Here is a 13,187-nt window from a genome sequence, read left to right as displayed (position 1 = left end):
AATCTTGCATGAATGATTCAAGCGATTCTGAATCCCCACCCATGGCAGACGACATGCAGACTGACTATGTCGTTGGCCAAGACAATATCTCAGGAAATCTCGGCCCCTTTGGTTTTGATATTCACAACCGGGTCTTTGCTGTATCAGCAGTTGCGTCAATTATTTTCATTCTCCTCACCCTGTTGTTCCCCGATCGGGCAAGCAACACCTTCCAGGCCATCGTCGCCTTCTCCACGGGGACACTGGACTGGTACTTCATGATCATCGTGGACTTCTTTATTCTGTTTTCCCTGGCGCTGGTCGTCCTGCCCCACGGATCGGTCAGGCTGGGCGGCCCTGATGCCCGTCCAGAGCACAGCTACCTCTCCTGGTTTGCGATGCTGTTCACCGCCGGGATCGGCATCGGCCTGCTGTTCTTCGGGGTGCTGGAGCCGGTTTATCATGCCAACGTCTCCCTGCCTTTGGGGGTTACCTCGCCGTTCGGGAGCGACGGGGAGTTGAACCCTGACGCAATTGCCGACGCCAGCGCCCTGGGCCTTGCTGGCACCTACCTGCATTGGGGCATCCACGGCTGGGCAGTGTATGTGGTGATGGCACTGGCACTGGGCATCTTTACCTACAACAAGGGCCTACCCTTCTCTATCCGCTCGGCGTTCTTTCCGATTCTCGGCGAGCGCGTCTGGGGCTGGTGGGGGCATGTCATCGATATTCTGGCAGTGTTTTCCACCCTCTTTGGGCTGGCGACCTCGCTCGGGCTTGGGGCTCAGCAGGCCAATGCGGGGATGAACTTCGTCTTCGGCCTGGAGGTGAGTACCTTCACCCAGGTCATCGTCATCATTCTGGTCACCGCAGTGGCGCTGGTATCGGTCTGGCGCGGGCTAGAGGGCGGCTTGAAGAAGCTCTCCGAGATCAACATGATCCTGGCCGTCCTGTTCTTCTTTTTCGTGCTGTTCGCCGGTCCCACCCTGGTCGCGCTCAGCGGGTTCTGGTCAGGACTTGCCACCTATGTCACTGACTTTCTGCCATTATCAGCGCCTTTCGGCCGTGACGACGATGCCTATCGCCAGTCCTGGACCATCTTCTACTGGGCGTGGTGGATCAGTTGGGCACCGTTCGTCGGTATGTTCATCGCGCGGGTATCGCGGGGCCGTACGGTGCGTGAGTTCGTGCTTTGTGTGCTGCTGGTACCCAGCCTGTTCATCTTTATCTGGATGGGTGTCTTCGGCTCGACCGCGCTCGATCAGCTCTACGCCAACCCTGCCGCCAGCCTGGTCAAGGAGTATGTGATCGACAGCTACAGACCCGAGCTCTCACTGTTCGGCATGCTCAACGAACTGCCGTTGACGGGCCTGATGTCGACCCTGGGCATCGTTCTGGCGCTGATCTTCTTTGTCACCTCCTCGGACTCCGGTTCTCTGGTGATCGATACCATCACCGCTGGCGGCAAGATCGATGCGCCACGGCCGCAGCGAATGTTCTGGGCAATCGTGGAAGGGCTCATCGCGATCGTGCTGCTCATCGGCGGTGGGCTGTCAGCGCTTCAGGCGGGCGTCACCGCCACCGCGATTCCGTTCTCCATTGTACTCCTGTTGATGTGCTACTCGATCATCAAGGCGCTCAATGGCGAATTGCGGCACTTACGCAGTTGAAAGGAAAACGGTGACAAAAAAGCCCTGCTGATCTGGCAGGGCTTTTTTTGTCCGCAGGTTTGAGCGCTTACGCGAGTCGCTTCTCGGTCTCGGCGTTGAACAGGATCGCCCGGGCCATATCAACCCGCAGCGCCAGGCGTTCGCCGGGGGCAACGGCACATTTGGGCCCTACCCGCGCGGTGACCTCCTGCTCACCCAGTGGCAGGCGCAGCAGCATATCGGCGCCGGTCGGCTCAACGACGGTGACGCTGGCATGCATCAGCGTCCCTTCCGCCTGGGCGCTCAAGCGCTCATCCTCCTCGCTGAAATGCTCGGGGCGCAGGCCCAGAGTCACCGGCTTGCCCAGCTGCTCGGTCATGGCGTCGGTAACCCGTGCCGCTGGCCAGGGCAGGCACAGGTCCTCCTCATCCGGCGTGGCGATACGTACCGCATAGCCGTCACCATCACGCTCAAGCATCGCGCTGATAAAGTTCATCGATGGCGACCCCATAAAACCGGCCACGAACATATCCACCGGATTGTTATACACCTCGTCTGGGCTGCCTAGCTGCAAAATATGTCCGTCACGCATGACCGCAATGCAGTCTGCGAGCGTCATTGCCTCAACCTGATCGTGGGTCACGTAAACAATCGTTGTGCCCAGACGCTGGTGGAGCTTTTTGATCTCGGTGCGCATATCCACCCGCAGCTTGGCGTCCAGATTGGATAGCGGCTCATCAAACAGATAGACCTTGGGCTCCCGCGCCAGCGCACGCCCCATGGCCACCCGCTGGCGTTGCCCGCCTGACAGTTGCGAAGGCTTGCGCTCAAGCAACGGAGTGATCTGCAGCAGGTCGGCGACGCGCTCGACCGCAGCCTCACGCTCTGGCTTTGGCACCTTGCGCATTTCAAGCCCGAAGCTGATGTTCTGACGCACCGTCATGCTCGGGTAGAGGGCATAGGACTGGAACACCATGGCAATATCCCGATCAGACGGGGGACGCCAGGTGACGTCTTCGCCATCGATATAAATATTGCCGCTGGTGACCGGTTCGAGCCCGGCAATGGTGTTCATTAACGTCGACTTGCCGCAGCCAGACGGGCCCACCAATATCAGAAACTCGCCGGAATCAATCGAGATGCTGACATCTTTAAGGACCCGCTCGGCGCCAAACTCTTTGCGCACATTGTGGATTTCTAACGCTGCCATAATGAAAATCCTATTTGTTATTAGCCTTTAACCGAGCCCGCCGTCAGCCCACGCACGAAGTATTTTCCTGCCAGCACGTAGACCACCAAGGTGGGCAGCGCAGCGATCATCGCGGCTGCCATATCCACGTTGTATTCGCGCACGCCGGTGGAGGTATTGACCAGGTTATTGAGCGCCACGGTGACGGGCTGGGTGTTGTGGGCCGAGAACGCCACCCCGAACAGAAAGTCGTTCCATATCTGGGTAAACTGCCAGATCACCGATACCACGATGATCGGTGTCGAGACGGGCAGAAGGATACGCCAGAAAATACGGAAGAACCCCGCGCCATCCAGTTTTGCCGCTGATACCAGTTCATTGGGAATGCCGACATAAAAGTTGCGGAAAAACAGCGTCGTAAAGGCAATCCCGAACACCACGTGCACCAGAACCAACCCCGCACGGGAGCTTGAAATACCCAGCCACCCCAGGGTTTGCGCCATGGGCAGCAACACCACCTGAAACGGAATGAAACAGCCAAACAGCATCAGCGCAAAAACCAGCTCCGAGCCTTTGAAGCGCCATTTGGTCAGCGCGTAGCCGTTCAGCGCACCAATCGTTGTGGAGATCAGCACGGCGGGAATCACAATCGCGAAGGAATTCCAGAAGTAGCCGCCAACCCCATCACAGCGCATGCCGGTACAGGCCTCGCCCCAGGCTTTGGTCCATGGCGCCAGCGTCGGGTTTTGCGGCAGTGTCAGCAGCGTGCCGGCGCTGATTTCACTGAGCGGTTTCACCGAGGTCATCAACATCACCGCCAGCGGCAGGAGATAGAACAGGGCCGCGAGGATCAGCACGCTGTATACCGCCAGTCGACTGACGCGCGCGGCTAGCGTTTGACGACGAATCACATTAGCCATGCCGACGGCTCCTCAATTCGGAATACAGATACGGAATCAGAATGGCCAGCACACCGCCCAGCATTAGCATGGCGCTCGCCGAGCCCAGGCCAATCTGCGCGCGGTTAAACGCATGGGCGTACATGAAGGTGGCGGGCAGGTCGGATGCATAACCGGGTCCACCGCCTGTCAAGGCAACCACCAGGTCGAAACTCTTGATGGCAATGTGCGCCAGGATCATCACCGCGCTGAACACCACGGGGCGCAGGCAGGGCATTACCACCCGCCAATAAACACGCGGCAGGCTGGCACCATCCAACTGGGCGGCCTTGATGATGCTGTCGTCAATGCCCCTCAATCCGGCCAGAAACAGCGCCATGACAAACCCTGACGCCTGCCATACAGCGGCAATCACCAGGGTGTAAATCACCATGTCCGAATCGACCAGCCAGTCAAAGCGAAACGACTCGAAGCCCCAACTGCGGACCATGGCCTGAATCCCCAGACTGGGGTTCAGCAACCACTTCCAGACGACCCCGGTGACGATAAAAGATAGCGCCATGGGGTAGAGGTAAATCGTGCGCAATGCGCCTTCCTGGCGGATTTTCTGGTCGAGCAGCATCGCCAGCAGTACGCCAATCACCAGGCAAATCACCACGAACAGCGAGCCGAAAATCATCAGGTTGGTGGATGCCACCCACCAGCGATCGTTTTGCATCAAGCGCGCATACTGACCAAAGCCGACAAAGTCGTAGCTGGGCAGCATGCGTGAGCTGGTCAGCGACAGAATAAAGGTCCACAGCATGAAGCCGTAAACAAAGAACAGCGAAATGGCCACCGAGGGAGCAAGCACCAGGCGTGGTAACCACGCCTGCAACCCACTCGAGGTCGAGGCACGCGGAGCAGGATGCCCGACACGCGCCGTAGAAGTGTTTTTCATGGGGAAACGTCCTCGCCAGGAAGCGATGGCGCCGCCAGCACGGCGGTGCCGGTCAGCGCCTATACAGGTTGCGAATGAACGTTAGAACGAGGCTGCTTCAGCCGCGTTGACCAGCCGCTCCGCGGCTTCTTCGGCTTGCATGTCGTCGTCGTTGAAGTAGTTGGTCACCACGTCGAAGATAGCCCCCTGGATATCAGCACGTACGGCCATACCGTGCGCCATGCTCGGCACCAGCCCGCCCTCTTCAGCGGTGCGCTGGAAATCGCTGAGCGACTGCTGTGCACAGCTGTCAAACTCGCTCATGTCCAGATCGGGCCGTGCGGGAATCGAGCCCTTGGCCAGATTGAAGGCTTCCTGGAAGGTGGGCTCGAGTACCAGACGGGCCAGCGCCTGCTGGGCTTCCCGCTCGTCGTCATCGCTGACCCGGAACATGGCCAGGCTGTCGATATTGAAAGCAAAGACATCCTCGGTTCCCGGTGCCGGGGCGCACAGGTAGTCCTCCCCTGCTGTCAGACCTCGGGCAGTAAACTCGCCTTTGGCCCAGTCGCCCATCATCTGCATGGCGGCCTCACCGTCGATCACCATCCCGGTGGCGATATTCCAGTCGCGCCCGGACATGCCGTCATCCATCAGTGTGCGCAACCGCTTGAAGTCCTCCAGTGCATCAACCATCTGATCGCCGCCCAGGGCCTCGGGGTCAAGATCGACTAACGCGCGCTGATAAAATTCGCCCCCCTGACTGCCGATCACAACGCTTTCAAAGATGGTGGCGTCCTGCCACGCCTGACCACCATGCGCTAGCGGAATATAGCCCGCATCGCGAATGGCCTCGCCTGCGTCAAACAGCTCATCAAGGGTAGTGGGCATTTCAACGCCAGCGTCATCCAGTACCTCCGGGTTGGCCCATAGCCAGTTGACCCGGTGAACGTTGGCCGGCACTGCCACGTACTCGCCGTCGTACTGCATAATGTCGGCAACAACATCGGGCAATAACGCATCCCAATCTTCCGCCTCAGCGACATCATTCAGGCTGCCGAGCAAGCCAAGCTCGCCCCACTCTTGAATCTCGGGTCCCTTGATCTGTGCCGCCGAGGGCGGGTTGCCCGACATGGCACGCGACTTGAGCACCGTCATGGCCGTTTCACCCCCACCACCGGCAACGGCAAAATCTTTCCATCCGTAACCTTCAGCCTCCATCAGATCTTTGAGCACGTTAGCCGCCCGCGCTTCACCACCGGAGGTCCACCAGTGCAGTACTTCTACCTCATTGGCCTGAGCCTGGCCGGTCATGGAGAGGCCAGCGAGCGTCGTGGCAAGGACAAGGGAAGTTTTGTTCAACGCGGTTTTCTTCAACATGGGCATGGGTAACTCCTGCTGTTGTTGTTGTGTATCGTCAATGACATCCAACAGCGTACTGTATATACGCTCCCATGGGCGTTACCGAGTCCTGCATAGTGTTTAAGGTTTATTACAAATCCGTAATAGTTTCATGGTGCGGCACGGTCAGGATGACGCACAGACCGCCCTCTGGATGATTCGCCAGTTGGATATCGCTGCCGTGGGCACGGGCGATGTGGCGGGCAATACCCAGGCCGAGCCCACTGCCCCCGGTATGGCGGCTGCGCGACGGCTCCAGGCGAACAAACGGCGAAAACACGCGGGGAAACTGGTCGTCCGGAATGCCAGGGCCGTGGTCGCGAATCTGGATCGTCACGACGCCCGCCTGGTCCGCCAGCGATACATCCGCGTGGTGACCATAGAAGACGGCATTTTCCAGCAGATTCGCCAGACAGCGCTTGAAGGCCATCGGCTTGACCATGAGTGGTGCGGCCTTGCCCTGGACCGTCACGTAGCCGCCCTGAAGTCGAAGTTCCCCGGCGATGTCGTCTATGAGTGACGCAAGGTCCACCGGCTCTGGCGTTTCATGCAGATCCAGCCCTTTTACCGACGCCAGTGCGCCCTTGACCAGGCTATCGAGTTCGTCCAGGGCCGCACAGAAACGCTCCCGCTGAACCTCATCCTCCAGCATTTCGGCGCGCAGACGCAGGCGCGTCAGCGGCGTTTTCAGATCATGAGAGATCGCCGAAAACAACCGTTCGCGTTCCTCGATCTGCTCCCGAATACGCTGTTGCATCCGGTTGAATGCCACCGCGGTGGCGGCGACCTCTTTGGGCCCACTCTCCTTGAGCGGCGGCATATCCAGGTCGTCGCCAAGCTGCAGTGCCGCTCTGGAGAGCCGAGCCAGGGGGCGGGTCGCACTACGAATCCCCAGCAATGACAGGGCTATCACGCTGAGCAGCACCAGTAGCCCGACCAGTACGCGCTCTTCGGAAAGCCAGCGATAGCCGGTGAAAATATCCGGCACCCCAAGCAGCGTGGCCACGTAAAGCCAGGTGTCCGGAGCCAGCTCCAGTTGGACAACCAGAATCGGGGGCGAAAGTGGCTCCATCAGCAGGCTGTGCTGGCCCCATCGCGGCGGCAAGTCCTTGAGTAACACTTCGTTATTCAAGACGCGAAGCGTCTCGGGCCGGGAGAACTCCACCACCACATCGTCGATATTGAGCTGCTCGGTGAGAATATTGCGCACGTTATCCACCACCACCCGCTTCTCCGGGCCCGAGCCAATATCCTCGATGGTCAAGCGCCGCTCGTTGATGCTGACAAAAAATCGCGTGCCGCCCATGTTGCGCAACTGGTCGAGCACGATGTGTCGATACTCATAGGGCAATGAACGAAAATACTGCATCGTGGATGCGATACTGAACGCCATATTGGTCGACAGCTCATCCAGCTGTCGCAACTGACTGGAACGCACTTGAGACGTCCAGATCGCATAGCTTGCCACCTGAGCGACCAGCACCCCGGCCAGCATGATAATCACGAAGCGACCGCGTAACGTGGTCGGCAACCAGCGCGCGACACGCCGCTTGAGGGCTAGCCAGCGCAAAGGGGTCACGTCAGCGCGTCAACACGGGCGGTTAATATGTAACCCGCTCCCCGGACGGTGCGGATCAGTTGCGAATGCTGGGCGTCTTCGCCCAGTCGCTGGCGAAGTCGGCAGACGTGTACATCGATCGAGCGGTCCAGCGGCGGGGCGTCGCGGCCACGGGTGAGCGCATAGAGATCGTCGCGGGACAGTACCGTGGCGGGGCGCTCCAGGAAGACCTGAAGCAGTTGAAAATCGGCCCCGGACAACGCTGTACGTTCGCCCTGCTGGTCGATCAGTTCCCGGGTCATCCGATCCAGCTGCCAGCCGCCGAAGCTCACGCAGCGCGCCTGATCAGCGCTGGATGCGAGTTGAGCGGGTCGGGTTCTACGCATGACCGCCTTGATGCGCGCCAGCAGTTCGCGCGGGTTGAACGGCTTGCCAAGATAGTCATCGGCGCCCAACTCCAGGCCCAGAATGCGGTCGGTTTCATCGGCACTGGCGGTGAGCATGATAATCGGCACGTCGCTTTGGCGTCGCACTTCACGGCAGATCGAAAAGCCATCGTCCCCCGGCAGCATCAGATCGACGATCAGTAGATCTGCCGACGTCTGTTGCATAAGGGTTCTCAACGCATCGGCATCCTGGGCGGTAAGCACATGATAGCCATGACGGCCCAGATAATCTGCCAGCAGTTCACATATTTCCGGGTCGTCGTCGACCACGAACAGCGTGGCGGGCTTGGTCGGGGTGGACGATGTCATGGTAGCGGTTGTCATCGAGGCAGGCTGATCCCACGCTATTATTATAAGGGAAGATGATCATGGGCGAGCCAAGCGCAGGTGACAAGGCTGCCTCGACTAAGGTGGTAGCCTGTTACAGCGCAAAGCGCTCGCGTAACCACTGGGCAACCGCCGCCTCACCATGATGACCAATACGTTTAGCGCCGGTGACGCGATCAAACAACGCCGGATGGGCGTTGGCCATCACCTGGGCTTCACCCGCCAGATCCAGCATTTCGGTATCGTTGAGGTTATCGCCAAAGGCGAGGCAGTCGGCGACCGTTAACCCCAACCGTTCCAGCAGTGATGATAGCGCGACCCCTTTGTTGACGCCGCGGGCCATGATTTCCAGCGAATCGACTGTCGAGTAGGTAATATGCAGCGCGTCACCATGAGCTTCCTGGGCCTGGGCCTCCAGCCGTTTCAACGCGGCTGGGTCGCCCAGATAAAGCACTTTGCCGACACCGTTAGTGTCCATCTGCGCGGGCGGTACGACGTCATAGCGAAAGCCGGTAGACGCATGAAGTGACAGTAAGTGCGGGGCCTCAGCATCGATATGCCAGCCGCTTTCACGGTAAAGATTAAGCCGTACCTGGGGCGGGCGCGGAAGATCGATCAGTGTCTGTGCGTGTTCCGGGGCAACATGGTTGGCGGCGAGCAAGGTATCCTGCGGGTCGTGCACATAAGCGCCGTTGGTACTGATCAAGTGCGCCGGAATCGCCAGTTGATCACGGAACACCCGCATATCGTGATAATGACGGCCCGACGCCAGCGCGACGTGATGCCCCTGACCATGCAACTGGCGAAGTACGTCAACCGTCTCATCGTGCAGCCGATGATCACTCCCCAGCAGGGTTCCATCCAGATCCGAAACAATTAGCCGTGGTGTCATAGCGCGCTCCCGAGTGATGAACCAATAGCTTACCCGATTCGGCAAACTGCATGTAAGTAGTTGACTTGTCGTCTTCCAAATCGACCAACGGCAACGACAATTGGCGCGGCCCGCGGTAATCCGTATAGTGGCACCCTATCCTTCGCCAACTGATTGACCTCATGCTGCAAAACAATTCCGTGCTTGCCTCGCTCAAGCAACAGATTCGCGATACCACCCCACGTGCCGAAGGGGTGATCAAAGCTACCGAGAAAGGCTTCGGGTTTCTTGAAACCGACGACGGTGAATCCTATTTCGTGCCGCCCCCCGCCATGAAACAGGTGCTGCACGGCGACCGTGTCGAGGGCGTCATCCATGAAAACGGCGATAAAAAATCCCTTGAGCCCGAGAAGCTGATTGAAGCGGGGCTCGACCGTTTTGTTGCTCGTGTGCAAAAGCGCGAAGACCGCCTTGCCGTCGTGCCGGATCATCCCTCGATCCGTAACGTGCTTAAAGCGCGCATCAAGAACAGCCTGGATGAGTCGACCATTGCGGATGGTGATTGGGTCGTCGCCCGCCTGGTGCGTCACCCGCTGAAAGAAAATGATCGCGGTTTTTTCAGCCAGATTGACGAGCTGGTAGCCAAATCCGACGACCCCGCCGTGCCATGGCGTGTCACGCTTGCCCGTCATGCCCTTGAACAGGCATCTCCCAATGCGGGCGACGACTGGCCACTGCACGATGAAGGCCTCGTCCGTGAAGACCTGACGGCACAGCCCTTCTTTACCATCGACGGTGAAAAAACCCGCGATATGGATGACGCGCTGCACGTCACGCCGCGCGCCGAAGGCGGCTGGCAGATGAGCGTCGCCATCGCCGACCCTACCGCCTATGTGGAAGAAGGCCACGCCGCCGATCTCGAAGCGCGCACCCGCGCCTTTACGGTGTATTTGCCCGGCCAGAACGTCACCATGCTGCCAGAGAAGTTGTCGGATGAGCTGTGCTCGCTGTGGGAGGACCAAGAACGCCCGGCACTGGCCTGCACGCTGGATATCAATGCCGACGGTAGCCTGGGCAATTACCGCTTTTTTGCCGCCACTGTTAAATCCCACGCCAAACTGGCTTACGACCACGTGTCTGACTGGATCGACGGCCAGGGTGACTGGGCACCAGCGGATAACATTGCCGAACAGCTGACCGCGCTGCGCGATTTAACCGAAGCGCGTACCGCCTGGCGTAACGAGCATGCCCTGGTCTTCAAGGATCGTCCCGACTATGTCTTTGACCTGGACGATGCGGGGAATGTTCTGGGGATTCGCACCGAGGATCGGCGGATTGCCAACCGCATGATCGAAGAGTCGATGATTGCCGCCAACGCCTGTTGCGCCGATTTCCTCGCCCAGCACATCGGCCACGGCATCTTCAACGTGCACCGCGCCTTTGAGCCCGAGAAAGCCGAAGCCGCGCAGGAGTTCCTGGCGGGTCAGGAAATTGAGGTGGATCAGCAGGCGTTAACCGAGCTTGCCCACTACAAAGACCTCAAGCGCGCGCTGGAAAGCCGCGACGACGCCTGGCTGGATGCCCGCCTGCGCCGCTTCCAGGGCTTTACCAGCATGTCGGCCCAACCCGGCCCACACTTTGGCTTGGGCCTTGCCGCCTACGCCACCTGGACCTCGCCGATTCGTAAGTACGGCGATATGGTCAACCATCGCTTGATCAAGCGCGTGCTGAAGGGTGAACAGGCTCCGGCCGAAGCCAGTCAGCAGCTCACCGAGCAGTTGACCGAGCGCCGCCGTCTGAATCGCATGGCCGAGCGCGACGTCAAAGACTGGCTCTATGTGCGCTACCTGACACCGGCCGCGCAAAACCAGGACACCTTTGACGCCGAGATCATGGCAATCAACCGTGGCGGCATGCGCGTTCGCCTGGTCGAAAACGGCGCCACCGCCTTTATCCCCGCCCCCTTGATGCACAGCGACCGCAGCAAGGTGGTCATCGACGATAAAGAGGGCCGCATCCAGATCGAAGGTGAAGAGCGCTACAAGCTCGGCGACAGCCTTCGCGTCGTGCTCACCGAAGCCCGTGAAGAAACCCGCTCGCTGGTGGCAAAACCCGCCGCTTAAGCCAGCCAGTCAACCTACGCGATACACAACAACGGCGCCCTAGGGCGCCGTTGTTGTGTCTGTCGTAACGATTGTCTATTGACCTTCTATCAAGTGGCTAAGTCTGGGCCAACTGGTGCTGAAAGAAAAAACGCAGCATTTCGCTTGTCGCATTAGGGCCTTTGGGGTCTGTGTAGCTGCCCTTAACGCTGCCGCCTGACCAGGCGTGGCCCGCTCCGTGTACCTGCCACTGCTCCATGCTCGGCTTGCCGCTGGCATCGCGATGAACCGTACGCGTGTAGGCATGCCCGTTGGCCACGCGGCCCTGTTCGACGGTAGTTTGGCCGCCAGCTCCGTGAGGCCCGCCCTTCCCCCCCCAGGATGGGAGGCGTACTGGGCGGCAACGCGGTCGGCATTGCTCGGGTGAACGGTGGTGTCGCGGTCACCATGGAAGATGATCGCCGGCACCTTTGATGCCCACGTGGCGCTTTGCGCAGCACCGCCCAGAGGCCCGGTGCCGCCCTGCATTGCACCCAACGCATCGGGTAGGCTCTTCGCCACGCCGTGGGGCAGGCCGGAGTGCACGCCCACCGCCGCAAATAGGTCCGGGTAGGTCATCGCCAGAGTCGTGGCCATGGCAGCACCGGCGGAAAGCCCGGCGACGTAGACGCGCCCGGCATCGAGCCCGTGCTGGTGGATAACCTGGCGGGTCATGCCTGCGAGGATGGCGGGCTCGCCGCCCTCGCGCTGCTGGTCTTCGGCCTTGAACCAGTTCCAGCACTTTGACGTATTAGCGGTCGTCGGCTGGGCTGGATAAAGCACGCAACATAGCTGCGCTTCGGCCAGCCGGTTCATGTCGGTTCCCGCCGCAAAGTCATCGGGATTCTGGGTGCAGCCGTGCAGCATCACCACCAGCGGAAGCGCCTGCCCGTGATAGCCGCTGGGGATAAAAAGCTTGTAATCACGCGCGCCCGCTCGGCAGCTAAAGCTGCCGGTGGTGAACGCGCCAGCATGCGCTCGCCGTGCATTGCCAGACGGTGACGTCGGCGCTGCCGGGTCATCGACGACCTCCCAGGTGCCCTCGAAGGTGTGTCCTCCCCGGGATGTTGGTGTCGGCGTTTGCTCGGCTGGTGTTTCTGGCATGATGCCCTTCAGGAGGGCCATGGCGTCGTGGAGCTTGCCCGCGCGCGTGAGTCGGGTTGCTTCTTCCATTCGCTGGGTGATGCTGGCGCTGATCATGGTCATGTCCCTCATTAGTGGATTCGATCCGCCAGAGCGGCCTTGACGGCCGGACTGGCATGCAAGGCACCAAGCACCACCACCGACTGGATAGTGGCGAGGGCAAGCTCCGGGGTGACGTCATCGGCGATGCTGGCCATTCCCAGCACCTGAATCTGCAACATCTCCCCCGCAGCCTGCCTCGCTTCAAGGTCCCCGCGACTGTAATGTTCCAGCCCCAGCACGAATGCCTTGCGGGTAACGGTCTCTTTCACGACCTCGGCGTGGGTCGCCAGCTGATTGCGAATGGCCGTACGAATCAGATCGGTTCGGTTGGAATAGAAACCTTCCTGGACCAGCAGGTCGATCTGCCCCAGGTCGACAACGCCCAGGTTGATGGTGATTTTCTCGCTGGAGTCGCCGGATCGACGGCGTAGTTCATGCACGCTCATAGGGTATGCCTCGCTGCCCTGGAAGAGATTACCCAACCGACCTAACATCCAATTGGGCTCCATATACCATCCATATAGATGGTATCTTGGACCTATCCCGGCATTAGTCAAGTGTTAGCTACGCAATAAGGCCCATAAACAGGGAGCCGGCCGCTGTCGTCGAACTGACTTATTTGTTGG

The 13,187-nt window shown here is 59.8% G+C and carries 11 protein-coding genes; 2 read left to right on the top strand and 9 right to left on the bottom strand.

Annotated features, from left to right (window positions below; all coding sequences use genetic code 11):
- Positions 1 to 8: 8 nt before the first annotated feature.
- Complete coding sequence (locus tag QC816_RS12880; protein WP_268900831.1) at positions 9 to 1,649, top strand: BCCT family transporter; 1,641 nt, start codon at positions 9 to 11, stop codon at positions 1,647 to 1,649.
- A gap of 67 nt (positions 1,650 to 1,716) precedes the next feature.
- Here QC816_RS12880 and QC816_RS12875 read toward each other — a convergent pair whose 3' ends face one another.
- The 7 genes from QC816_RS12875 to QC816_RS12845 all read right to left on the bottom strand — a co-directional run bounded on the left by QC816_RS12875 (position 1,717) and on the right by QC816_RS12845 (position 9,256).
- Positions 1,717 to 2,838, bottom strand: a complete 1,122-nt coding sequence (locus tag QC816_RS12875; protein ID WP_085917379.1) for an ABC transporter ATP-binding protein — start codon at positions 2,836 to 2,838, stop codon at positions 1,717 to 1,719.
- A gap of 20 nt (positions 2,839 to 2,858) precedes the next feature.
- Positions 2,859 to 3,737 carry a carbohydrate ABC transporter permease gene (locus QC816_RS12870; protein WP_066322350.1) on the bottom strand — a complete coding sequence of 293 codons (879 nt, stop codon included), beginning with the start codon at positions 3,735 to 3,737 and terminating at the stop codon, positions 2,859 to 2,861.
- Entirely contained in the window at positions 3,730 to 4,656 is a 927-nt protein-coding gene (locus QC816_RS12865; RefSeq protein ID WP_199285030.1) for a carbohydrate ABC transporter permease, read from the bottom strand. Before QC816_RS12865 ends, QC816_RS12870 begins: the two co-directional genes overlap by 8 nt.
- Positions 4,657 to 4,737: 81 nt before the next feature.
- Positions 4,738 to 6,018 (bottom strand): ABC transporter substrate-binding protein, encoded by a 1,281-nt coding sequence (locus QC816_RS12860; RefSeq protein WP_199285029.1) that lies wholly within the window; start codon positions 6,016 to 6,018, stop codon positions 4,738 to 4,740.
- 106 nt (positions 6,019 to 6,124) lie between these two features.
- Entirely contained in the window at positions 6,125 to 7,528 is a 1,404-nt protein-coding gene (locus QC816_RS12855; protein WP_309782834.1) for an ATP-binding protein, read from the bottom strand.
- 80 nt (positions 7,529 to 7,608) lie between these two features.
- Entirely contained in the window at positions 7,609 to 8,346 is a 738-nt protein-coding gene (locus tag QC816_RS12850) for a response regulator (protein ID WP_085917517.1), read from the bottom strand.
- 112 nt (positions 8,347 to 8,458) lie between these two features.
- On the bottom strand, positions 8,459 to 9,256 hold the full coding sequence (locus tag QC816_RS12845) for a Cof-type HAD-IIB family hydrolase (protein ID WP_309782689.1): 798 nt from the start codon (positions 9,254 to 9,256) through the stop codon (positions 8,459 to 8,461).
- Positions 9,257 to 9,417: 161 nt separating this feature from the next.
- Here QC816_RS12845 and QC816_RS12840 point away from each other — a divergent pair, with 161 nt between their 5' ends.
- Positions 9,418 to 11,358: an exoribonuclease II gene (locus QC816_RS12840; RefSeq protein WP_264827649.1), complete on the top strand. Its 1,941-nt coding sequence runs from the start codon at positions 9,418 to 9,420 to the stop codon at positions 11,356 to 11,358.
- Positions 11,359 to 11,433: 75 nt separating this feature from the next.
- On the opposite strand, the gene QC816_RS12835 is transcribed toward QC816_RS12840, so the two are convergent.
- Complete coding sequence (locus QC816_RS12835) at positions 11,434 to 12,582, bottom strand: extracellular catalytic domain type 1 short-chain-length polyhydroxyalkanoate depolymerase (RefSeq protein WP_309782687.1); 1,149 nt, start codon at positions 12,580 to 12,582, stop codon at positions 11,434 to 11,436.
- Positions 12,583 to 12,590: 8 nt separating this feature from the next.
- Complete coding sequence (locus QC816_RS12830) at positions 12,591 to 13,007, bottom strand: CopG family transcriptional regulator (protein WP_199285027.1); 417 nt, start codon at positions 13,005 to 13,007, stop codon at positions 12,591 to 12,593.
- Positions 13,008 to 13,187 lie beyond the last annotated feature (180 nt).

Origin of the sequence: Vreelandella janggokensis, assembly GCF_031451615.1 — a bacterium.
GTDB classification, from domain to species: Bacteria; Pseudomonadota; Gammaproteobacteria; order Pseudomonadales; family Halomonadaceae; genus Vreelandella; species Vreelandella janggokensis.
The sequence above is the reverse complement of the archived record's forward strand: the minus strand, read 5'-3'. Positions and strand labels throughout refer to the sequence as shown.

Excerpts from the sequence above, each read along its gene's own strand:
- QC816_RS12880 (WP_268900831.1), top strand. The coding sequence starts at position 9 with ATGAATGATTCAAGCGATTCTGAATCCCCACCCATGGCAGACGACATG.
- QC816_RS12875 (WP_085917379.1), bottom strand. The coding sequence starts at position 2,838 with ATGGCAGCGTTAGAAATCCACAATGTGCGCAAAGAGTTTGGCGCCGAG.
- QC816_RS12870 (WP_066322350.1), bottom strand. The coding sequence starts at position 3,737 with ATGGCTAATGTGATTCGTCGTCAAACGCTAGCCGCGCGCGTCAGTCGA.
- QC816_RS12865 (WP_199285030.1), bottom strand. The coding sequence starts at position 4,656 with ATGAAAAACACTTCTACGGCGCGTGTCGGGCATCCTGCTCCGCGTGCC.
- QC816_RS12860 (WP_199285029.1), bottom strand. The coding sequence starts at position 6,018 with ATGCCCATGTTGAAGAAAACCGCGTTGAACAAAACTTCCCTTGTCCTT.
- QC816_RS12855 (WP_309782834.1), bottom strand. The coding sequence starts at position 7,528 with ATGCTGGCCGGGGTGCTGGTCGCTCAGGTGGCAAGCTATGCGATCTGG.
- QC816_RS12850 (WP_085917517.1), bottom strand. The coding sequence starts at position 8,346 with ATGACATCGTCCACCCCGACCAAGCCCGCCACGCTGTTCGTGGTCGAC.
- QC816_RS12845 (WP_309782689.1), bottom strand. The coding sequence starts at position 9,256 with ATGACACCACGGCTAATTGTTTCGGATCTGGATGGAACCCTGCTGGGG.
- QC816_RS12840 (WP_264827649.1), top strand. The coding sequence starts at position 9,418 with ATGCTGCAAAACAATTCCGTGCTTGCCTCGCTCAAGCAACAGATTCGC.
- QC816_RS12835 (WP_309782687.1), bottom strand. The coding sequence starts at position 12,582 with ATGACCATGATCAGCGCCAGCATCACCCAGCGAATGGAAGAAGCAACC.
- QC816_RS12830 (WP_199285027.1), bottom strand. The coding sequence starts at position 13,007 with ATGAGCGTGCATGAACTACGCCGTCGATCCGGCGACTCCAGCGAGAAA.